The sequence below is a fragment of the Photorhabdus aballayi genome (assembly GCF_026153155.1).
In the GTDB taxonomy this organism is placed as follows: domain Bacteria; phylum Pseudomonadota; class Gammaproteobacteria; order Enterobacterales; family Enterobacteriaceae; genus Photorhabdus; species Photorhabdus luminescens.
The window spans coordinates 1-22156 of record NZ_JAPFCD010000006.1 but is presented as its reverse complement, the minus strand read 5'-3'; the positions used below and the strand labels follow the sequence as shown (position 1 = coordinate 22156).

Genomic DNA, 22156 nt, shown 5'->3' with positions numbered 1-22156 from the left:
ACTTATGGCACAGTTGCTTATTCCCCCGATGGGAGAAGGAACCACTGAAGTCGTCATCATCCAGTTACTTAAGCAGGTGGGCGATCATGTCAAGCGTGATGAACCTGTTTATGAAATGGAGACGGATAAGGCTGCCTTTACCATTGAATCTGATGTTGAGGGGATTTTGGAAAAATGGTTGGCGGCGGAAAATGACATTATCCCTGTTGGATCGCCTATTGCCGTCATCAGAGCCGTTGGCGAGACGGCAGAATCTTCCCCTGTCAGTGAAGCGTTAACGCCTCCGCCGGAGAAAATGGAGAAAGTGGCGGAGGAAGTCGAAAAAATAGAGCAAGTGGAGACTGCCCCTAAAGTCTCTGCTCCTCCTGCGCGTATTCCGCCGAAAACCCGTCAGTACGCACAAGAACACCAAATTGAGCCGCACATTCTTAATCAACTGGCGGAAAAATATGGCACATTATTGCCTGGTCATATAGATGATTACCTTCAGCAGCACCGCGAAACCAAGACGTTAGAAAAAGACAATGCAGAAAATGGCAATGTGGGTTTGCTGTCACGAGATCAACAGCGTCTTAATCGTGCAATACGGTTAAATAGTGCGACGGTACAGCCTTGTTGGGCAGCTAAACCATTACCGATTGAGCTGGTTGATAACGCTATTCATCATTTAACGGAAACCTCCGGGCAGCAGGAGTGGATAACGCCATTTCAGGTAATTACTTATGCAATTTCTCAGGCATTGAAAAAATTCCCGATGTTGCGTTCCAGGCCGCTTGATCAAGAGCGTTACCACACTTATACGGATATCAATCTGGGTATTGCTTTTCTGGATGAAAAAGGCGATTTGAGCTCGTTAAAAGTACCGAGCACGCAAACAATGAGCTTTTTTGAGTTCAGGCAACATCTGAATGGGGTACTTGATCCAGATGCGGAAAAACTGCCGGTTGATATTGATGTTCCTATGATGATCTCCTATACCGGCAACGACGGCGCTACCTTTGCCGTACCTGTTATTGTGCCGCCATCTCAGTCGACATTGTTCATTGGCGCGCCTCACAACAAAGAGATGAACCTCGTTCTGGCATTTAATCACTATTTGCTCAATGGGGTAGAGGCGTCTGAGTTTATTACCGAGATTATTGCTCAGGTTCGTGTTCTGTCTGGGCCACGATCTGTCGCGCATCAGATAGAAAGTAAATCAGGTAAATCGGTTTCTGGGCAATTACGCACGTTGCTGGCGGATTTCCTGAATTGGGACGAAGATTTTACTGAATCAATGATGCAACGCACTTGGGCTGATTTGGGCATTGATTCGCTTAAGGCGGTAAAACTTGCAGAAAGAATGTCAGTGCATTTTCGTCGGAAATTATCGCCAACGCTGTTCTGGCGTTATAGCTCGCCGCATCGATTGATTGAACATCTTGACACGGCCAAAACTGAACTGACTGAGAAGAAACATTCCTTAGATGACTTTATTAATGCGATGCGTAGTCTTGATGGCGAAGCAGCATTAAGGTTACAGCGCCTCATAGAAGGAGGAAAGCATGGATAATCTGCACCACATATATCATTCGCTTAGCCCGGATGAACAACGGATAGCTAAATCTGCCTTGTTGGAACATTTAAGTTCCATTACTCCCTCAATAAGTAGTGCGGGTGATACCAAACAGATGCCTATTGCTATTGTGGGCATGGCTTTCCGACTTCCTGGGGCGGAAGATTCCCCAGAACAAATGTGGGAGATCTTAAGAACTGGACACAGTGTAATAAAAGAGATCCCAGAGCAGCGGTTTGCGTCTGGAAAACCTTACGCTATTCCGTTGCCTAAAAAAGCCTTAAAAGCGGGGCTGCTTGATAGTATCGATGGTTTTGACGCGCCGTTCTTTGGTATTTCTCCGCGAGTCGCGGCCATGATGGACCCGCAACAGAGAATGCTGTTGGAGCTGACTTGGCAAGCGATCGAAGATAGCGGCGCTAATCCGCTTGGCTATTCAGGATCAAAGACGGGTGTTTTTATTGGCTCGTGCAGTAATGATTATCGTGAACTTGTTGCGGCCGATATGGCGATGGCAAATGCTTATGCGACGACAGGGACACTGAATTGCCTCTTGGCTAACAGATTGTCATTTTATTACAACTTTATTGGCCCGAGTTTGCAGATTGATACCGCGTGTTCAAGTGGATTGACGGCACTGACTCAAGCGGTGAATTCATTGCGTTCTGGAGAATGCCAACAGGCGATAGTTGGCAGTGTCAACCTATTGAGCAACACATTCAACATGGCTGCTTATTACCGGGCGGGAATGTTATCTAAGGATGGCTGTTGTCGGGTTTTTGATGCGGATGCTAATGGTTTTGTCCGTGGTGAAGGGGCTGTGTGTTTGTTCTTGAAAACGCAAAAACAGGCTTTAGAAGATCGGGACCCGATTTATGGATACGTTCGGGCATCGGCGGTCAATCATGGTGGGCGAGCTAATTCACTGACTTCACCTAACCCTGAGCAGCAAATTGCGTTGGTTAAAGATTGCTTGCAACAGGCTGGAATCTCTGCGGAGCAAATCAGTTACCTTGAAGCACATGGAACGGGAACCTCATTGGGTGATCCCATAGAATTTAATGCGCTTAATGAAGTCTTTAACTATGATCAATCAGGAGAGATGTCACAGCCTTGCTATATTGGTTCGGTAAAAGCCAACATAGGGCATTTAGAAGGGGCTGCGGGGTTAGCTGGCATCGTTAAAGTTTTATTAATGCTGCAACATAAATCCATTGTACCTAGCGCCGCGTTTCAGCGTTTGAATCCTGAAATTGATAGCGTGGATTCACGTTTACAACTGGCTACAGAGGAAAATTCCTGGCGGGTTGGGGCAGGGCAAAAACGTTTCGCTGGACTGAGTTCTTTTGGATTGGGCGGCAGCAATTCCCATGTCATTCTGGAAGAGGCGCCAACTCAAACACAGCAACAGATGAGAGCCAATTTGGAGGGGGATTATTATCCTCTCTCGGCCAATAGTCAGGCATCGTTACAAAAAATGGTGGCTGTGTTGGGAGATTTCATTGACAACGACGAAGGCGTTGATCTGCCTGCGGTGAGCTGGACATTACAATTTGGCCGGGCAGCGTTGTCTTATCGGGCATTATTTGTGGCAACATCCCGGCAGGATCTACTAAGGCAGCTACGGGATTTTGCTTCGTCTGCTTCAACCAAAGAAGATCAATGGCTTCATATGGCGGAGGATGACTCTCGATTCTTATGGCTACAAGGTCAGGACATAGATTGGCGTACCTGCTGGCCTTCCGGGCAGAAACCGCTGCGTATTCGATTGCCTAAATATGCTTTTGAACATCGGCACTACTGGTTGCCTCACAATGAATCTGTGGTTGCAAAACAGTAGGCAGTGAAGCGGAACAGGAAAATCAAAGAGCATGTTGGAAACCCCACAATCTCGAAAGAGGTTGTGGGGTTTCTTTTAGGCGCGATTCATGCTGTTCACCTTCTATGATAAAGATGAAATGTCAGACCTGAGCAGTGAATAAAGGAATATTTTGCGTAAGATATTAGAGAATTTGAAGCCTGAATGCAGCCAACAAAGAGGCAACTTGAAAGATAACGGGTATATCTCTGAAATAGTTATTTTTAGTGAGGATTAAGGTTAATTTAATTAATATCAATATTGTCCTGACTTAATAATATAATTAACCTGACTTTTAGCTGATATTATTTTAAACGGGGATTATCTTCTACAAAGAAATTTAAAATAAGCGTTTTACAGTGATTGCTATCACAGAGTGAGCTTTTGTGAAATACTACTATGGAATTACATATTTCCATTTGATATATTGTTAATAACCAGTTAATTTCTTTTCTGATATGAATTTATGATGATTGAAACTTTACTGGGAAATATTATTTTATTGAATGGAGGGATAGTATTATTTCAATTAACAAAGATGGATGATAGTTACTTTAAAATAAAATTTTATTTGTAGAGATAAAAGGAAGGTAATATGGAACTTATTAAAAATAGATTCTGTCACTGGAATGGTGAACATCTCGTTGTAGATACAATGGCTAGAAATCATAAAATGGTTAACAGTATGGGAACGGGCGAGGGATTAGTTTCGTTTGATGGTTTTGGTGCCGATCTAATTCGTTTCAGCAAAAATGAGGGGATGCAGAATCATACTCACTTAGGGCATCATATCTTATTTGTACTCGCAGGAACGGGTTATGTTATTTATGCGGGTGAAAAGCATGAAATAGAGCCTGGAGTTTGTTATTTTGTGAATGGAGAAATAGATCACGCGATTAAGGCAACCAGCGATTTGGTCATGCTTGTTGTTGGTAATAATCATTGTGCGGTTGATTCGCAAGATAGGACGACGTTGGTGCCGTATAGAGAGGGAACTCCAGAGGAATTAAAGGTTTAACTTGGGATATACCTTATGGATTTCAAGATGCATCGCGACGGCAAGGGAGCGAATCCCCGAGAGCATAGATAACTATGTGACCGGGGTGAGTGAGCGCAGCCAACAAAGAGGCAACTTGAAAGATGACGGGTATAAATTAAATATGCGCTAGTGCTTGATGGGTTGTGAGAATGCCATGATATGCTGCCAGAGAAAAATATCTAATATTATATTCATGAAGATAATCATAAATCAGGAAAAGTAATTGGAGTGATAAAAGGATGATATAATATTTTTTCAATTAATATAATGTGGGCATTTCATGAAGGGGATCAGGTACTAGCCTATGAAACATTAGATTTACTGGAAATAAAATGTAGAAATATATTAGAGATAATATTCTATTGTAATGATAAAATCGGAAAAGATTATTGAAATTATTTTAATATAATATTTAAATTGGGAAATAATTTCAATGGATGGTGGTAATGAGTTTCTGAATGGAAAGAGTCTGTACATTATTTAGTGACTTTGTTCTCTTTGAGACAATAAGCTATCTGTCCCTCTAACACATTTAACATTAATCCATGCACACTATCGTGTCGTGAATGTTCTATCTGAGAAATATTGGATATTCGTATTTGGGGATTGATGAACCAACTAAAGGATTCCCTTTCTCGATATTTATATCTCGTATTTAATGGTTGAGTAGTGTCAATCTCAGTGCTACTGTGAATAGTATTATTGGTGAATCATTGTTTCTCAGGTTATTACAAATGCCAACTATCAGTGAGTTTTTTGGCATCCTGATTCGGATGTACGACGACGACCATAATCCGCCTCATTTCCATGCTTATTTGAACCACTGGAGTGATTATCATGCGCAGAGTAACGAAAGTGGAAATAAAGCCAGAGTATACCTTGGCGGTGACATTCGATGATGGCGCCTATGGAGAGGTGTGCATAGCGGATCGGTTGTTCGGACCCATGTTCGAGCCACTGAAAGAGCAGAAATTCTTTGCCCAAGCGCGTGTTGATGAGTGTGGCGCAGTGTGCTGGCCGAATGATGCTGATCTGGCGCCCGACGCACTCTACAAAAAGCTAAAATCCCACTTAAGGGGTAATATATGACTGAACTGTTTGCATTGCTTGTGTTTGGATACAAACTGCTCATGAATCCATTGACGAGACATCATCGAAATTAGGGGCGATGGTAACTCATTGGGAAATTGATATGATGGTTTATCTCGGTCAATTAAGGTAATTGTCATAACAAATAAAACCTTATTCTCTCTTTTAAATGCCAAATATACACCTTCTTTAATCATATCTAATGACATGTAATCGCAACCTAGGTTTCCTGTTGGCTTGGTTTTATAAGGAATTAATCCTTCACTATGAATTTCCTGATAAGTTTTACCTAAATTATTAATTAATGCTTCAATGTTGACGGACATTTATTTATACCCAAGATCTGGCGTGTATGGAACGAAAACTTATGTTAAACACGGATAGCGGTTTATTGATCACTATCCCACTATCCGCTGAATCTCTGTTTACCACAAATCTCGATAATCAAAAGAGATTTGATAATCATAAGCTGATAAATCGATTTGATGCTTGAAATGGATCTGTAGAATACTCACCCATTTAGATTCCACATCAAAGCCGCCGTTATTTATATTATCTTCTGTTGATATTCCTAATCCACTAACCATAACATCAGAATCATCTTCAAAATCTTTGGAATATTCACATCCTTCCCCCAATTCTGTTTTCTTATCAAACCACTCTAATCTTAATTTTAATCCCATTATATACCTCACAAATATTGTTTAATGCTTCGCCCTTTGATAGCAGGTTTTAACTCTTTCCCAGTCTTATAATCTATAGAGCAAAGGTGTTCACTTACTCGGTAAACTTCCAATTCACCATGCTGAGAGTTCCATTCATAAATTCTACGGCCTTTACTATCTACCCATCTATCCCGTTTACCACCCCCATTTTGTTTTGGAGTTTTTTTCTTAGCTGACCATAACCCAGAAACCCCAGTAATTTTCTCTGTTTTTGGGGCAGGATAATAATTGTGTCCATCTTGTGGCAATCCATTTCTAGGTTTACTCAAATACACATACACCGGCGGCATATTCGGGATGGGGAGGATCAAAATATAATCCAGAAAATCCTTCTCTTCCGGCATAGGCAACGATTCAATATCGCTGCCTATGCTGTCCAAAACAGATAGCGAGATATTACTCTTTACTCAGATCTTTTAAAGGTTAGATCACTTACTCTTTGACGTACTGTGTACCCAAACACAATATTGATTGCTGGATATAAGTCTTTTAAGCAATTGGTATAAACATCCCAACCACCGACCATACCAATAATCGGTACTTCTGTAGCTTCATTAATCTCAGAAGGTTGACCTAAAATAGCTCTCACTGTAGTTTTATCCATTTCAGACTGAAATGGTGGAGGCATACTGCCTTTATAAACTTCAATTTCGGGCAGGTATGATGTCAAACTAATACATACAGAGATTAATTTTTTTGTGAGTTCATCAAAAACTAGCATGAGTCCAGGTTCAGGCTGATAATGGAATTCCTCGTCACTATTAAAAAGGTACTCAAATTTTTCAGCCGAAATAAGTTGTTTTTCAACCAATATATCGACTGTTTGTCCTAAATTATTTATGATTGCAACAACATCAGCCATTATTTGTACCACCCTTGTTTTTTATTGAGTTGATGTAGATCTTCCCGCGCCTTATTTAATTGTTCAGACGTATAACCCTCTTCTGTTAGTCCAACAACCATAGCATCAAAATTACTTTCTACAGCAACTTTCAGATCAGACGCATCCTGAGTCTTTTTCGTTGGCGTGTTTTTCCCTCCATAGGTTTCACTGTATTTCTGATGTACTCGTTTAGGTATTGCTATGCTGGCTCCTTTTATAAGGATAGCTTTCATCATTGCTGGAGACATATTTGGATATTTATTAGCAATATATTTTCTCAATGCTGCCTGAGACGGAATATGATCAATATCCAACCCATCATTACGACTACGCCCAGCCAGATCATGATATTCTCCCACTTCCAACGGTTTCACCGGCGGCTTGCTCAAATACACATACACCGGCGGCATATTAGGAATGGGGAGGATCAAAATATAATCGCGAAAATCCTTCTCTTCCGGCATCGGCAACGATTCAATATCGCTGCCCACTTTATCCGGGATCGGCAATACGGTTATCTGCGACGGAATAAACGGCTGTTCCTCGTTTCCGGTATGGGGTGGAACTTTGAATTTCTGTTCGTTCGGCGTCCATAAGATCGTCGGCCGGTATTTTTCTCCCGACTCCCAGAACTCGTAATTACCAGTGGCCGGATTCAGTCTCATCATATGAACCGGCACTTTATCCAGACCACTTTCCGGGCTGACGTGATAGCCCTGAACCGTCATCCTGCCGCTTTTTTCATCTCTGATCCAGCGAAAACGAACACGGGTCGGCGCTTTACCGAATCGTTCCGCTATTTCACTAAGATGATATCGGTTTAAGTAATCCTCTTCGCCCTCATTCAATCCCGATGAATAAAACAGCCCCATTAATCCGACTGTCAACGGATTCGGCGCCGCCAGCCAACGTCCGGCACTGGTAACGCCACCACCAATGTAACGCATCACCAGCGCTTCGCCATCTGCTACCGCGCTGCGAGTCGTTGCAGTTACAGCAGTCGCAGCGACTTCGGCCTTATCTTTGCTGCTACTAAACCACCGTTTATACCACGGTAATTTTTTATCCTGTGGCTTATCCGGTTCTGGCGGATGTTTCTTGCCTTGCGGGGGCTGTTCAGGCTTTGATTCCGTGACTGGAACTGGTGATGATGGAACCTGATATATCCCCATCCTGCCGAAATTACTTGCCGGTTCAGTTTCTGTACCGGCATCGGTACAGCCTTTGCCCCGCTGGCGGGATTTGGCAAATACCGGGATCGGTGGAGGCGGTGCTTGTGTTACCGGTGGAGTGTTGGGCTGAACCGTTGTTGCTTTCTCTATCGGTGAATTTTGCGTTGCCATATAAGCAGGCGCTACCGCTTGTTGACGAGGCTGTTCCTGCTTCTCGTAGCTGTCCATAACTGAATTGATAAACCGGGCCCGACAAGGGCAGGTGCTGACACTATCCAGTGTACCGGCTAATCGTTGTCCCATATCAAACATATCTGATATGCCGCCGACAATCATATAAGTACCGGGATGCTTGCCGCAGGTGACCTTATCCCCTTCACGTGCGGTTGCCCGCCCATTAAACGTCATGGTGTGATCACCCGTAATAATCTGTCCGCCACAGGTGGTTTTGTCACCAACGAGCAGGTAATACCCTATTGCCATCCGCTTCACTTCCCCTTTGACTAACCACATTAATCGTTTGTTTAACTAAAATAATTACCATATCACTGCCACTTAAAATGTAATAATTGATCGATAATGCAATTTATTTGAGTTAAATAGATATATAAAAGTTCAGAAATTAATGAAAATAAAATCGAATTTTTTGCTGCTAGCTCTGATGATAAGTGGATAACAGTTTGATTAGCTGGCTTTATCATTGATTTTGGAAAATGTAACCTCGCTGATTTTTTCATTGTTAATCGTGTTTGTTGTTGAACTTGATCCCGCAAATACCCGGTCAAATTTCTCATTGTTCCAGCCATCGGATTTTTTCTCTTTTGTCATGCTAACAGCCATTTGATTCCATATTTTCTGACCGACAATGTTTTAAACGCTGACAAGGAAAGCCGTGGCTGAAGATAGCGATCTTGAGAAAACAGAAGAACCCACGCCCCATAAGCGGGAAAAAGCCCGCAAAGAGGGGCAGATAGCCCGCTCCAGAGAGCTGAGTTCTATATTGATGTTGACCAGTGGTTTAAGTTTGCTCTGGATGAGTGGTCAGTCAATGACGCATGAATTGTCGTTGATGGTGTTTGAAGGGTTTAGCTTTGATCACAATGTAGTCAGCAATGATAAACAGATGGTTCAACAGATTGGCAGATTGCTCCAGCAAGCTGTTTTGGCTTTGTTGCCGGTTTTTGCCGGATTAGTGTTAGTAGCATTAAGTGCTCCGGCGCTGTTGGGTGGATTAGTGTTCAGTACCAAATCCATCAAATTTGATCCGAAAAAATTGAATCCCATTTCTGGCCTGAAACGTATTTTCTCAATGAATGCGTTGGCGGAATTATTCAAAGCACTACTTAAAGCGGGATTTGTCGGTATTGGCGCTGCTTTGTTCCTTTGGATGAACTGGCCTGCCATGTTACGGCTCATAGCTCAACCGCCGCTGTTGGCGCTGGATGATGCTATGCAAATGCTGATATTCGCCGGTTATGTGGTGGTTTTCATGTTGATACCGATGGTGGCTTTCGATGTTGTTTATCAGATATACAGCCATTTGAAAAAACTGAGGATGACCCGGCAGGAAATAAAGGATGAATTTAAAGAACAAGAGGGGGACCCACATGTTAAAGCGCGTATCCGTCAGCAACAACGGGCGGCTGCCCGTCAGCGCATGATGGCGGATGTACCGAAAGCGGATGTAATTGTCACCAACCCGACTCACTATGCTGTTGCTCTGAAATATGATGAAAAAGCGATGGGTGCGCCGAAAGTATTGGCGAAAGGCGCGGGGATTATTGCATTACGGATTAAAGAAATAGGTACAGAAAATCGCATTCCATTACTTGAGGCGCCGCCGCTTGCCAGGGCGCTTTATCGCCATAGTGAAGTTGGCGGGCAAATCCCCGCGACACTTTATGCCGCCGTCGCGGAAGTTCTGGCTTGGGTCTACCAATTGAAACGTTGGAAACGGGAAGGCGGCTTGAAGCCGAAGAAACCTGAAAATCTGCCAGTGCCGCCAGCACTGGATTTTGCTGGAGAAAATAATCGTCATGGCTAATCTGGCCTCTATACTTCGTTTACCGGGCAATATGAAAGGCTCGCAATGGCAAATGCTGGCCGGGCCGGTATTGATCCTCTTGATTTTGTCGATGATGGTATTGCCATTGCCGCCATTCATGCTTGATTTGCTGTTTACATTTAACATAGCACTATCAATCATGGTATTGCTGGTGGCGATGTTTACCCGACGGACGCTGGATTTTGCCGCATTTCCGACCATTTTATTGTTCTCCACGTTATTACGTTTATCTCTTAACGTAGCTTCAACCCGTATCATTTTATTAGAAGGGCATACTGGTTCTGCGGCGGCGGGGCACGTTGTGGAGGCGTTTGGTCATTTTCTGGTGGGTGGTAATTTTGCTATCGGTATTGTGGTATTTATCATCTTGGTATTGATTAACTTTATGGTAATTACTAAAGGCGCAGGGCGGATTGCCGAAGTGGGCGCCCGTTTTGTGCTGGACGGCATGCCAGGTAAACAGATGGCAATTGATGCCGATTTAAATGCCGGATTAATTGGTGAAGAAGAAGCGAAGAAACGCCGTGCTGAAGTGACACAGGAATCGGATTTTTATGGTTCGATGGATGGCGCCAGTAAATTTGTGCGCGGCGACGCGATTGCGGGGTTGATGATCTTGGTTATCAACGTCGTTGGCGGCTTAATTGTTGGTGTGGCTCAACACGGTATGAGTCTGGGAGATGCGGGAGAAGCGTATACCCTGTTAACCATTGGTGATGGTCTGGTTGCACAGTTACCTGCTCTCATTATTTCCACTGCGGCCGGTGTGATTGTTACCCGTGTAGCAACGGATCAGGATGTGGGTCAGCAGATGGTGACTCAACTGTTCAATAACCCCAGAGTGATGATGTTGAGTGCGGGGGTTCTCGGATTGTTGGGTATGGTACCGGGCATGCCCAATTTTGTTTTCCTGCTATTTACTGCGGCATTAGCTGGTCTAGGTTGGTATCTCTATCGTCGTACTGATGCTCCGGCGATAAATACAGAAAAACCAAAAATAGAAGAGCAACAGCAGGCATCGGAGGCTTCATGGTCTGACGTTCAGCTTGAAGATCCTTTGGGTATGGAAGTGGGATATCGCCTGATTCCGATGGTTGATTTTCGGCAAAATGGTGAATTATTGGGGCGAATCAGCGGCATTCGGAAGAAATTTGCCCAAGAGATGGGATACTTACCGCCGGTTGTTCATATCCGGGACAACCTTGAACTGGCCCCGGCGGGCTACCGTATTTTGATGAAAGGGGTAGAAATTGGTCGCGGTGAAGCGCATCCGGGTCGCTGGCTGGCGATTAATCCCGGTGGCGCCGTGGGGGAATTGTCCGGTGATGTCACGAAAGATCCCGCTTTTGGCCTGTCTGCGGTTTGGATTGATGATAGCCTCAGAGAACAGGCTCAGGTTCAGGGCTACACGGTGGTTGCCGCCAGTACGGTTGTTGCGACCCATATGAATCATCTGTTGACGCAATATGCCAATGAACTGTTTGGCCGTCAGGAAGCTCAGCAACTATTTGAGCGGGTCAGTCAGGAGATGCCTAAACTGACGGAAGACTTTATTCCTGATGTTGTTAACCTGACAACCTTGCATAAAGTGCTACAAAATCTGTTATCTGAACAAGTTCCTATCCGAGACATGCGGACAATTATTGAAACCTTGGCTGAACATGCGCCTGGACAAACTGATCCCTATGAGTTGACCTCTTTGGTCAGAATCGCGCTTGGAAGGGCAATTGCTCAACAGTGGTTCCCTGGAGCGCAGGAAATTCAGGTCATCGGATTGGATGCAGGCCTTGAACGTTTGTTAATTCAGGCGTTACAAAATGGCGGTGGTCTGGAGCCCGGATTGGCGGATAATTTGCAACGGCAGGCGACGGAAGCGCTACAACGTCAGGAAATGTTGGGCTCACCTCCAGTATTGCTGGTTAATCATGCATTACGCCCGTTGTTATCGCGTTTCTTGCGTAGAGCTTTGCCTCAATTAGTGGTTTTATCTAATCTTGAAATCAGCGATAACCGCCAGATTCGTATGACTGCGACCATTGGTGGTAACGGGTAGCGGTATCAATAGCATATTTTTACAAGTATCACCGAAGTGATTTTTATTCACTTCGGTTTTTTCATTATTAAATAATCATCATCAATGGATTCAGAGGTTGGCAATGGTAATCTGATATAAAAAGATGAATAAATTATTTTTAAGTTAATTTAGATTCCTAAAAAATAATTTTTATATTTAATATTTGAGAGTTTACATAATAAATGAAAATTATTTTTCCTATATGGTAAGTGGGCTGTCTTTGTTTGAAAATAATTCATTGGGTGTTTTGTAAATAACTTTCCAAAATAGTGCTTCCTTCGTACAACGCCTTGTGTAGCAAGGGTTGTGTGCTATGTATACAGAGCGATGAGTTAGTGCGGCCTATCAGGCATTAGACTTGCACTACTCGGATATTAATCAAATAGACCAACGGTATCGGTATTATGAAAAGCTATTTACTACAATGTCTTACGTAAATAATTATTAAAATAAATGGCATGGGTATTATTTAAGAGCTTATCTAATTATATATTTATATTAAAATGTTGAATAGTAAAAATAACTATATCTCCATTAATTAATACTTTTATATAAGAATGTTTTTTAAATATGTTTATTTTGATTTTTCAATCTTAATATAAAATTATTTAATTTGGCTTGTATAAATATTAAGTATGAATTGATATATACCCAATGGATTTCAAGATGAATCGCGACGGCAAGGGAGCGAATCCCCGGGAGCATAGATAACTATGTGACCGGGGTGAGCGAGTGCAGCCAAAAAAGAGGCAACTTGAAAGATGACGGGTATATCTGTTAATTATTAAAGTGTGGAATAGATAAATATATTAGGGGGATTTTTTATAATCTAAATTGTGAAAGTAAATGAGATTATTTCGGGAAAAATTATTATTTTTTGGCATATTATGCCTTCCATATTCTTGCATTAAAACTTAATCAAAATTAAACGAACGCCATTTTTCGATAAAAAAGTCTTGACTTTGTTATCGGATAATTAAGAGAATCATCTCATTTATAAATGATTTATTTTTCTGTAGAAGGTAAGGAATAAAGGGTGGGCATGTCAGCGTAAAATATAATTTACACTCATTTTGATAAATATGTTGTCTAAATAGATTAATCGAATGACTAACGCTAAGGACAGTGAAAGAATAGATATCTTGAGATAATATCATTAACAATATTCTGACTAATCTGGTGGATTGTATTCATGTCAGAGGCTTTATGATTACTTGATAGTGATAAAGGTTGATCTGTTTCTCTCATCTTGTATCACTGGATATCTTGTTATTCGTATAGCATGAATGAGAATTATTCTTTTTTACATTGAATTGAGGCATGATGTTTAAAAAGGAATAATGAGATTGAAATTTATGTAACATATTGAATAAAAATGAAAATGATATATTTACCTCACGGGGTAACTATCTGGTTATAATCGAATGTTCAACTCCTTGTCATTTTATTTCAACCAATGCAAGCTTATTTTTGTCAATAAATGTCATGTTGTTGTTATAAGGATTAAATATTCTGTCCGGCATGTTGTTATATCTATGGTGATAGAGTCTGGACATTAAAAATCGTATTTTTTTGAAAAAAAGAGTTGATCTTTATAGGCACCCATTAAGAGGATGGGAAAATTTGTAAATCGCTCATCCTGTTCATGCATTGATGTATTGAGAAAATATGAATGACCCGTGTAAATATTAACGTCTCAGTTCACTGCCGATCGGGAAATACCGGCGTGGGTTACTTCCCGATATGACAATAATGACACGGCTTTACATTGAGTTCTTATTGTTTACTCATGGCCGCAGAAAATTTAGGAGAAAATATGACGAATCCAACACCGATGATCATCTTTGATCACAGCCGCTACAGACTAAAAGTGTGGGGCAATAAAGCGCCGCTGGATGTGCTGACCTTTACCGGGCAGGAAGCCTTAAGCCAGCCGTTTCGCTATGCCATTGAATTCACCAGTGCGGAGAAAGGGATTGAACCGGCCCAGATGCTGATGCAGAACGCTTCATTTACCCTGACGTCGCCTGAAATCAATCCGGGAATACGGTGGATGCCGATTGTACCTTCGGCACCGCTGCGCTCAGTTTACGGGGTGATCAGCGGCTTTAAGCTGCTCTCTACTTCGCGGGACGAAAGCCGTTATGAAGTGACGCTGGAGCCCCGGCTGGCGCTGCTGGCGAGAAGCCATCAATACGCGATTTATCAAAAACTGTCGGTGCCGGAGATTGTGGAGAAAATCCTGCGGGAGCGGCATGGTTTTCGCGGGCAGGACTTCCTGTTCAGTCTGGCCTACAACTACCCGAGGCGGGAACAGGTGATGCAGTATGGCGAAGATGACCTGCGTTTTATACAACGCCTGCTGGCGGAAGTAGGCATCTGGTACAAAGTGACCGCGGATGACCGGTTAAAGATCGATGTGGTGGAGTTTTACGACGACCAGCGTGACTACCAGTTCAACGTCTACCTGCCAGCCCGCAATCCGTCAGGTATGCACGGCGAAGAGGACGCCGTAGTTTGGGGAATGGAGACCGCGTATCAGGTGGTGGAAGGAAAAATTACCACCCGGAATTATGACTACCACGATGCCCGGCCGTATCCCGGCCTGAACACCGGGGCGGATGTGGCGCGGGACGACCGAACGACTTATGGCGAAGCGTACCATTACCGCGATGACTACCGGATACCCGGCGACCGTTACGCCTATCAACCGGAGACGGAAAGTGGGGTGTTTTATGCCCGTCTGCATCACGAGCGTTACTTGAATCAACGCATCCGCCTGCGGGGGCTGACCACCTCTGCCACGCTGGTGCCGGGGCAGGAATTGAAAGTGAAGGGGGACGCCCCGGAGGCGTTTCGCAAAGGGGCGATAATTACCCAAATTATCAACAGCGCCCGCCGGGACAGCAGTTTTGAGATGGCGTTCACCGCCATTCCCTATTCCGAAACCGTGTGCTTTCGCCCGGAACGGGTGCCGAAACCGGTGATGGCCGGCACGATACCCGCGCGCGTGAGCAGCACGAAAGTGAATGATACCTATGGCGATATCGACGAAAACGGCTTGTATCGGGTGTCATTTGACTTTGACCGGGAGAAATGGCCGCAAGGGGGCGAAAGCCTGTGGGTGCGTCTGGCACGCCCGTATGCGGGGGAGAAATATGGCTTTCACTGGCCGTTGCTGGAAGGCACCGAAGTGGCGATCGCTTTTGAAGGGGGCGACCCGGACCGGCCTTATATCGCCCATGCCTTGCACGATTCAATGCACCCGGATCACGTCAATCTCTACAACTACAAACGCAACGTCCTGCGCACCCCGGCGAATAACAAACTGCGGATGGATGACGAGCGTGGCCGGGAACATATCAAACTGAGTACCGAATACGGCGGTAAAAGCCAGTTGAATCTCGGTCATCTGGTTGATAGCCAGCGCCCACACCCGGATAAACGGGGAGAAGGCTTTGAATTGCGAACCGATGATTGGGGCGCGATTCGGGCCGGTAAAGGGTTGTTTATCAGCGCGGATAAACAGGCCCGTGCGGGCGGCGAGGTGTTAGAGATGGCGCCGGCAATCAGTCTGGTCAAAGGCGCGGTGAATCAGGTGATGGAGTGGGGAACGATAACCAAAACTCACGTGAATCATCAGCCGGATACTGAAAGCCTGAAAACCTATTTGCAGGGTGTGGATCAACTGAAAATGGCGGCCATGCTGCTCAGTGCGCCGGAAGGGGTAGGAATTGTCAGCCCGCAGACCGTGATGGTGCAAAGTGGCCAGGCGCTCTATGCCCAAAGTGCGGGTGACGTGCATATCGCCAGTGCAAACCGGATTGGGATGAATTCGACACAAGCTATCTCCCTGTTAGCTCAAAACGAAGGGATGCGTCTGGTGTCAGGAAAAGGGCCGCTCACCATTGAATCGCATGGCGATAGTTTAGGTATCACTTCATTGAATGATGTCACCGTCAATTCAACGCAGGGTCATGTCCAGATTACGGCGAAAAATGGCCTGACACTGGCGTGCGGCGGCGCGTACATCCGTCTTTCTCCGGCAGGAGAAATTGAAATTCACGGGCCGGGCCTGTTAAGCCTGAAAGGGCAGCACAAAATGGCGTCACCGGCGAAACAGGACTTTCCCCTGCCTGATTTGCCTGAATCTGTGTGTATAGAGTGCGTTAAGGCAGCGAAAGAGAGTGCGAAAGGGTTTGTTTTGAGGAAATAGCTAATGAATCACGATTTGATCACTGACTGGATTGCCGCACTTAAGGCGGCGGCGACAGATAACGACATGCGTTATCTCAATATGATTGTGGATCAGTCAGGGGGAAAATTCTCCTTGATCCCAGAGCTGCAAAGCTTTTCGCCTGCAATCAAATGGTGTCCGTTGTTTCAGGGATTGCCTGAAGAAATTATGGCGGATGATGCGCCGATATTGATGCGGATTGATTTGACACACCCTGACCAGTGGCAATGGATGCAGGAAGTTATCCTGCGCTTAAGGGAAGAACGGTTGCTGCTGATTTTATGCTCGTCATGGTCATTTGACTTGTTGTCTCAGCATTTAATTCAATGTGTGGATGCCGCATGGGAGGGACAGGCGGGAATTTTACGCTTTTTTGACCCGTCTATATTTCCTGTGCTGTTTTCCCATGTATTGGATACGGAACAACAGCAACAATTACTTCGGCCGGCGCTGTTCTGGAGCTGGCTTAATCGTGACGGCGTTTCAAATTTTCTTTTGGGTGAAGGGAATGAAGAACCGGTTAATGACGCCGTTGAGAAAATTGATCTCACTGATAAGCAACTAGAGAGCCTCCTGTGTGTTTCTGATGCACATCGGCTGATGTCGCAACTGGATGATAAGGACGCATATCTGGAAGCCTCGAATGAACAACTGTTTAACCACTGTTATGCATTGATGATTGAGGCGTCTGATAAGTCCATTTTACTGGATGACGACAGAGAGTCATTCGTGCTCAAACACCTTAAATCCAGATTATCACTAATGTGAAGGAATAGAAGATGAAAAAACAACCATTGAGGCTGGCGGTTTTATGCCTGCTACTGGTTGCCTGTAGCCAGTTTCCGGTACAGGCGGGAACCATTGAAGCGATTAACCATACCAAATGGGCGATAAATCGGTTCAGTGTGGATGATACACCGGGTATCGATATTATCGGCCCGTATCAGGGCGGTGGTGGAGGTTGCTGCTATAGCGTGCCGGAGAAGTGGGAACCTGGGATGACGGTTAAGGTGGATTGGGAGACGGGAGAGGCGAGTATGAAAGGTTTTCCTGGATATGCAGATTACGAAAAATATTTGGCATGGGTAAAAAAGATGGATGCTTATACACGTCAGCATAGCAAGGTAGTCCCGGTTCCTTATTATCAGAATGGCGGTGATACCTGCGGTATTACGGTGCACTTCCTGCCTTGTGATCAGATAAAAGTTACGACCTCGTGTTACGCCTATGGTAGCCCGAACTACCCGATTAAAGAACCTTTGCAAATGAAGGAGCCAAAAGTATGTCCGAAGTAATGCATACCGGCACCTCAAGTCCAGATTGTCACTAATGTGAAGGAGTAGAAGATGAAAAAACAACAATTGAGGCTGGCGGTTTTATGCCTGCTAGTGATTTCCTGTAGCCAGTTTCCGGTACAGGCGGGAATTATTGAAGCGATTAATCATACCAAATGGGCGATAAACCGGTTCAGTGTGGATGGTGAACCGGGTATCGATATTATCGGTCCGTATCAGGGTGGTGGTGGCGGTTGCTGCTATCGGGCACCGGAGAAATGGGAACCCGGGATGACGGTTAAGGTGGATTGGGAGACAGGAATAGGGACTACGGACGGATTTCCGGGTTATGACAAATGGGATGAATATTTGGCATGGGTGAAAAAGATGGATGCTTATACGCGTCAGCATAGCAAGGTAGTGCCAGTACCCGATTATACCGGGCAGCGCACCTGTGGCATTACGGTGCACTTCTTACCCTGCGATCAAGTGAAAGTCACCACCTCGTGTAACACCTATGGTAGTCCTAACTACCCGATTAAAGAACCGTTGAAAATGATGGAGCCAAAAGCATGTCCGAAATAACATATGAAATGACACAGAAAGATAACGTCTGGTTGCCTGCTGCCTTTCCTGCTCAGGGGCGGCTGCCTACTCTGCGTTATCTGGTGAGGCAAAATTGTCTCCGTCAGGTCAGCGATGAAAAGGCTTATCATCAGGAACTCTGTCTGGCTGCGAATCGCCGGGTGGAATTGCCTTGCTGTAAGACTTTGCATGTCAGCCTGTTTTTTGATGGAACCGGCAATAATTTATATAACGACCTTTATCAGGCTGTTCCTAACCATCCGACCAATATTGTCCGTCTTTTTCAGGCGACCATTGGGGCAGGTTATGCCGGTGGCGCGTCGGGTAAGCCCTTGCTAGACGATGTCGAAAGCACCGGTGGCAAGTACTTTAAATATTATATTCCCGGCGTGGGTACCCCCTTCCCGGAGATTAACGACCTGGATTACAGCACATCGGGGCTGGCTTTTGCTAACCGGGGTGAAGATCGGATCAACTGGGCGTTGCTGCGGCTGATTGATGTGTTAAAACGGGTGTTAGTAAACGATAAAATCGATGATGAGGCTTGCCGAAAGTCACTTGAGGCGATGTCCACCACATGGCACACGTTGGACTTGGGGGGCATGCATAACCGTTATGGTGAGTTTTATCAGCAGTTTGCCCGCTTGAAACGTGAATTAAAAATAGCCCGCAGCCAGCCGGGGCGGAGCAAATCCAAGCTGTTGGGGATGAAGTTATATGTCTATGGCTTCTCCCGTGGGGCAGCAGAGGCGCGAACCTTTGTCAACTGGCTGACTGAACTGTTGCCACCGCCTACAGGGGATAACCAGAAACCGTCGCAGTGTCTGCAAGCGAAAAACGAAACCGACCCGGATTGTAACCTGCCCATCAGTGTGGAGTTTCTTGGGTTGTTTGACACGGTGGCGTCGGTCGGGATAAGCCATGTGGTTCCCGTCGTTGAAGGTCATATGGGCTGGGCAGACGGCACGCAGGAGCTGCCGTCAGAGGCGACTTATGGCGGTCTGGTGAAACGCTGTGTGCATCTGGTCTCGACCCATGAACAGCGGCTAAGTTTCCCGATGGATTCCATTCGCCGTTCGGATGGAACCTACCCGACAGGCAGTACTGAGGTGATTTATCCCGGCGTGCATTCTGATTTGGGGGGCGGTTATCCACCGGGAGAGCAGGGTAAGGCGATAGGTGAAACAGATGGTTTGTTGTTATCACAGATCGCCTTGCACGAAATGTATGCAGCAGCGTTTGAGGCTGGAGCGCCGTTTAAGGTTGATGCTGCATCTCTTCCACAAGATTTAAGAAAAGATATTTGGCGAACGATGTCTTTGGAATTGAAAAAGGAATTTGTAATTTCTCCAGATTTAGTCAACCGCTTCAACGCTTGGCGCCAGGTCACTCTGGGTTTGGCGATGCCCCAACAACCCCTGTCGGACGAAGAAGAGGCCGCTTGCTTTGAACCGGTGCGGGCCTCTGTGGCATTGGAACAGGCGATGGAAAACCAGATGAACTGGCTGACAGCCTGGCGCATCAATCGTTACGCCAACGGCATGCTGCTCGGTATGCCATTTTTTCATGAAGCGCCCAACCGTGATGCGAAAAAAGCCCACTGTGAGCAAAGCAAGCAGGCGCGGGAAGAAAAGCAGCAGGCGGTGTTAAAGAAACGCAAAGCCCAATGGCGTGAATACATTATCAAGGGGGAGAAAACGCCGCCGGTGTTAGTGCCGGGAGTGCCGGATTTTGACCCGGAAACCGCTCAGAATCAGTTGCGGGAAGCGGCAGCCGAATTTAATAGTGACTACCGGGGAGAATGGCGTGAACAAAGCAGTTTAAAACAATTTGCGGTTGAAACTATCGCATACCACGTGCTCTATATCTGGGACAGTAATGATGAAGTTAAGGAATATCAGCAAATGAAAACGGCGGGAGACGCGTTGGTCAAACAGCTTTTCCGGCCTGCTCCGGCGGGAAAACCCGGTCAGCAGGGATCACCGGAGTCATTGTTGGTCGCCTTGTATGACAATCAGGTTCATGATTCCCGCGCCTGGTTTATGTACTCTCTTCTGAATACCCGCGAGCCGACAGGCGGTTACTTCCGTTACCGAATAATTTATTTCGGTACGAAATGTAACAAACCTTTATCACTACTGACGATAGCTGGCAATGTCGTCGGAGCGGCGAACCCGGCTGGTGCTGCGCTGTTTTTCTTTAAAGGAAAAAAAGTCGGCAACATGTTGTCGGATGCTGCCGACAAGGTATCCGTCCCAACGTGGGAAGTGACGGCGCGGTATTTAGTCTCCGGCGAGCTAATGGCCATGTTGGAAGACGCGGATAAGATAAAAGCGTTCACCCATGATGTGGGCGAAGCGGCTCATCAGCAGAGGGAATTTCTCAAACAGCGGCGGTTGCAAATGACCAAGGATGATCTCAAAGCGCGTTGGGCGGGAAAAACGTTGGAACCGACCCCGTTCAAGGAGCCTGAGAAATGAGAAACGTAATCCGTCAGGGCGACAGCCTGTGCGAATATGGCGGCACGGTATTGTCGGGCCGCTATCTTTGTTTCGGACAACCTATCGCTTGCAAGGGCGATCCTGTCCAGTGTAACCGTCATGGCATGACTGCCATTGCTCAAGGGAGCTCGGCCTGCCTGATAGACGGCCAGCCGGTGGCGTTGCACGGTCATCGTTGTGAATGTGGTTGTACGTTAGTCAGCTCTTTTCCCGATTATCAGGTGGCGCCATGAAAGACTATCCCCTTTTTCCGCCTTATTGTCAGGCTTCGCCTCCCTGCTTTAAACGTTGGTTGGGCGTTGGCGCCGGATTGGTCTTGTTGACCAGTAACATTGTCGCGCTGATCAGACCAGAAGTCGGCGACATATCAGCTTTGTACGCCCTGATCCCCGGACTGGCGGCGTTATGGTTGTTATGTCTGTTATTCCGCGTGCTGTTTTACCGGTTTGCCCGGCATAACGCCTGGACTTATGAGCAACAGGTTGAGCGGGTTCAGCAACAATGGTGGCGCAAACATTGTCAGCAGATTGCGTTGGTGGACTATGTGTTAGTTGGGCCGCTAGGGAGCACGCCCGATGTGTGGCTGAAAGTGATTAATCAGCTCCATTGTCGCCCGAAACCCATCAGGGAAAAGAGCGGTCTGGCAGTTCGCCTGTCATGCTCTTTTGTCTCGGATATTGAACAGCGGGAAATCCAACTGGCAAAAATGGTGGTGAATAAATGGCAAGGTCAGCGTCAGGAACCCTTGAAATGCACACCTCTGCGTTGTTACTGGCTAGGCTCTGCCGCTGCCTGGCAAGGGTTTGCTACCCAGATGGCGGAGCGATTTCCTGATGTGGAGTTGCCTGAACAGCCGCAACCCTGGCTCGGTCTTGATACGTTGGATGAGATGATTGATCTGCTCAACACGACAAAGGACAAACAGGCGACTATTTTGTGCGCAGGTTGTCAGTGCGTAGACAGCGAGGCTGAATCAGCCTTACCCGCCGGTGAAGCGGCATTTATCTGGCTACTGAAAAAACAGGGCAATGTCTGTTTTACCCGTGGTGAATTTTTTTGTTCTCAAAGTGATGAAGAGGTTGTTGACGTCGCTGCCAGA

General features: G+C 45.6%; 18 protein-coding genes and 2 pseudogenes. 14 read left to right on the top strand and 6 right to left on the bottom strand.

What is annotated here, in order from left to right; genetic code table 11:
- Positions 1-4 precede the first annotated feature (4 nt).
- The 5 genes from OO184_RS05050 (at position 5) to OO184_RS05030 (ending at position 5541) form a co-directional block, all read left to right on the top strand.
- Positions 5-1552 carry a biotin/lipoyl-containing protein gene (locus OO184_RS05050; protein ID WP_265378245.1) on the top strand — a complete coding sequence of 516 codons (1548 nt, stop codon included), beginning with the start codon at positions 5-7 and terminating at the stop codon, positions 1550-1552.
- Positions 1545-3395 carry a type I polyketide synthase gene (locus tag OO184_RS05045; RefSeq protein ID WP_265378244.1) on the top strand — a complete coding sequence of 617 codons (1851 nt, stop codon included), beginning with the start codon at positions 1545-1547 and terminating at the stop codon, positions 3393-3395. Before OO184_RS05050 ends, OO184_RS05045 begins: the two co-directional genes overlap by 8 nt.
- Positions 3396-4008: 613 nt before the next feature.
- Positions 4009-4431, top strand: a complete 423-nt coding sequence (locus tag OO184_RS05040; protein WP_265378243.1) for a cupin domain-containing protein — start codon at positions 4009-4011, stop codon at positions 4429-4431.
- Positions 4432-5186: 755 nt separating this feature from the next.
- Positions 5187-5351: a DUF4160 domain-containing protein gene (locus OO184_RS25170; RefSeq protein ID WP_376712540.1), complete on the top strand. Its 165-nt coding sequence runs from the start codon at positions 5187-5189 to the stop codon at positions 5349-5351.
- Positions 5290-5541: a DUF2442 domain-containing protein gene (locus tag OO184_RS05030; protein ID WP_049582047.1), complete on the top strand. Its 252-nt coding sequence runs from the start codon at positions 5290-5292 to the stop codon at positions 5539-5541. The genes OO184_RS25170 and OO184_RS05030 overlap by 62 nt, the downstream gene beginning before the upstream one ends.
- A 17-nt stretch (positions 5542-5558) precedes the next feature.
- Here OO184_RS05030 and OO184_RS05025 read toward each other — a convergent pair.
- From OO184_RS05025 to OO184_RS05000, 6 genes and pseudogenes are all read right to left on the bottom strand, one after another.
- Positions 5559-5867, bottom strand: a pseudogene (locus OO184_RS05025) (DUF6392 family protein); the annotation flags it as partial.
- A gap of 99 nt (positions 5868-5966) precedes the next feature.
- A complete protein-coding gene (locus OO184_RS05020) occupies positions 5967-6224 on the bottom strand; it encodes a colicin E3-like toxin immunity protein (RefSeq protein ID WP_265378242.1) in 258 nt (85 codons plus the stop codon).
- Between the two features lie 8 nt (positions 6225-6232).
- Positions 6233-6643: pseudogene (locus OO184_RS05015) on the bottom strand (colicin E3/pyocin S6 family cytotoxin); the annotation flags it as partial.
- 26 nt (positions 6644-6669) lie between these two features.
- Positions 6670-7128: a DUF6392 family protein gene (locus OO184_RS05010; RefSeq protein WP_265378240.1), complete on the bottom strand. Its 459-nt coding sequence runs from the start codon at positions 7126-7128 to the stop codon at positions 6670-6672.
- Positions 7128-8804, bottom strand: coding sequence for an S-type pyocin domain-containing protein (locus OO184_RS05005; protein ID WP_265378239.1), 1677 nt, complete (start codon positions 8802-8804; stop codon positions 7128-7130). The genes OO184_RS05010 and OO184_RS05005 overlap by 1 nt, the downstream gene beginning before the upstream one ends.
- A 201-nt stretch (positions 8805-9005) precedes the next feature.
- Positions 9006-9149 (bottom strand): hypothetical protein, encoded by a 144-nt coding sequence (locus OO184_RS05000; protein ID WP_265378238.1) that lies wholly within the window; start codon positions 9147-9149, stop codon positions 9006-9008.
- 64 nt (positions 9150-9213) lie between these two features.
- Here OO184_RS05000 and flhB point away from each other — a divergent pair, with 64 nt between their 5' ends.
- From flhB to OO184_RS04955, 9 genes are all read left to right on the top strand, one after another.
- Complete coding sequence (gene flhB / locus OO184_RS04995) at positions 9214-10365, top strand: flagellar biosynthesis protein FlhB (RefSeq protein ID WP_265378237.1); 1152 nt, start codon at positions 9214-9216, stop codon at positions 10363-10365.
- Positions 10358-12439: a flagellar biosynthesis protein FlhA gene (gene flhA / locus OO184_RS04990; RefSeq protein ID WP_265378236.1), complete on the top strand. Its 2082-nt coding sequence runs from the start codon at positions 10358-10360 to the stop codon at positions 12437-12439. Before flhB ends, flhA begins: the two co-directional genes overlap by 8 nt.
- A gap of 1837 nt (positions 12440-14276) precedes the next feature.
- A complete protein-coding gene (locus tag OO184_RS04985) occupies positions 14277-16676 on the top strand; it encodes a type VI secretion system Vgr family protein (protein ID WP_265378235.1) in 2400 nt (799 codons plus the stop codon).
- 3 nt (positions 16677-16679) lie between these two features.
- A complete protein-coding gene (gene tla1 / locus OO184_RS04980; RefSeq protein WP_265378234.1) occupies positions 16680-17465 on the top strand; it encodes a toxin Tle1 chaperone Tla1 in 786 nt (261 codons plus the stop codon).
- A gap of 11 nt (positions 17466-17476) precedes the next feature.
- Entirely contained in the window at positions 17477-17992 is a 516-nt protein-coding gene (gene tli1a, locus OO184_RS04975) for a Tli1a family immunity protein (protein ID WP_265378233.1), read from the top strand.
- Between the two features lie 51 nt (positions 17993-18043).
- A complete protein-coding gene (tli1a, locus tag OO184_RS04970; protein ID WP_265378232.1) occupies positions 18044-18556 on the top strand; it encodes a Tli1a family immunity protein in 513 nt (170 codons plus the stop codon).
- The gene (locus OO184_RS04965) at positions 18544-21036 is read left to right on the top strand and encodes a Tle1 family T6SS lipase effector (protein ID WP_265378231.1); all 2493 of its coding nucleotides are present in this window, start codon (positions 18544-18546) and stop codon (positions 21034-21036) included. The genes tli1a (OO184_RS04970) and OO184_RS04965 overlap by 13 nt, the downstream gene beginning before the upstream one ends.
- Positions 21033-21290: a PAAR domain-containing protein gene (locus tag OO184_RS04960; RefSeq protein ID WP_265378230.1), complete on the top strand. Its 258-nt coding sequence runs from the start codon at positions 21033-21035 to the stop codon at positions 21288-21290. The genes OO184_RS04965 and OO184_RS04960 overlap by 4 nt, the downstream gene beginning before the upstream one ends.
- A partial coding sequence (locus OO184_RS04955; RefSeq protein ID WP_265378229.1) for a KPHS_23130 family T6SS system protein occupies positions 21287-22156 on the top strand: 870 nt, incomplete at its 3' end. The genes OO184_RS04960 and OO184_RS04955, both read left to right, overlap by 4 nt.

Excerpts from the sequence above, each read along its gene's own strand:
- tla1 (WP_265378234.1), top strand. The coding sequence starts at position 16,680 with ATGAATCACGATTTGATCACTGACTGGATTGCCGCACTTAAGGCGGCG.
- tli1a (WP_265378232.1), top strand. The coding sequence starts at position 18,044 with ATGAAAAAACAACAATTGAGGCTGGCGGTTTTATGCCTGCTAGTGATT.
- OO184_RS05005 (WP_265378239.1), bottom strand. The coding sequence starts at position 8,804 with ATGGCAATAGGGTATTACCTGCTCGTTGGTGACAAAACCACCTGTGGC.
- OO184_RS04985 (WP_265378235.1), top strand. The coding sequence starts at position 14,277 with ATGACGAATCCAACACCGATGATCATCTTTGATCACAGCCGCTACAGA.
- OO184_RS05050 (WP_265378245.1), top strand. The coding sequence starts at position 5 with ATGGCACAGTTGCTTATTCCCCCGATGGGAGAAGGAACCACTGAAGTC.
- OO184_RS05010 (WP_265378240.1), bottom strand. The coding sequence starts at position 7,128 with ATGGCTGATGTTGTTGCAATCATAAATAATTTAGGACAAACAGTCGAT.
- OO184_RS05040 (WP_265378243.1), top strand. The coding sequence starts at position 4,009 with ATGGAACTTATTAAAAATAGATTCTGTCACTGGAATGGTGAACATCTC.
- tli1a (WP_265378233.1), top strand. The coding sequence starts at position 17,477 with ATGAAAAAACAACCATTGAGGCTGGCGGTTTTATGCCTGCTACTGGTT.
- OO184_RS04960 (WP_265378230.1), top strand. The coding sequence starts at position 21,033 with ATGAGAAACGTAATCCGTCAGGGCGACAGCCTGTGCGAATATGGCGGC.
- OO184_RS05030 (WP_049582047.1), top strand. The coding sequence starts at position 5,290 with ATGCGCAGAGTAACGAAAGTGGAAATAAAGCCAGAGTATACCTTGGCG.
- flhA (WP_265378236.1), top strand. The coding sequence starts at position 10,358 with ATGGCTAATCTGGCCTCTATACTTCGTTTACCGGGCAATATGAAAGGC.
- OO184_RS25170 (WP_376712540.1), top strand. The coding sequence starts at position 5,187 with ATGCCAACTATCAGTGAGTTTTTTGGCATCCTGATTCGGATGTACGAC.
- OO184_RS05000 (WP_265378238.1), bottom strand. The coding sequence starts at position 9,149 with ATGACAAAAGAGAAAAAATCCGATGGCTGGAACAATGAGAAATTTGAC.
- OO184_RS05045 (WP_265378244.1), top strand. The coding sequence starts at position 1,545 with ATGGATAATCTGCACCACATATATCATTCGCTTAGCCCGGATGAACAA.
- OO184_RS04965 (WP_265378231.1), top strand. The coding sequence starts at position 18,544 with ATGTCCGAAATAACATATGAAATGACACAGAAAGATAACGTCTGGTTG.
- OO184_RS05020 (WP_265378242.1), bottom strand. The coding sequence starts at position 6,224 with ATGGGATTAAAATTAAGATTAGAGTGGTTTGATAAGAAAACAGAATTG.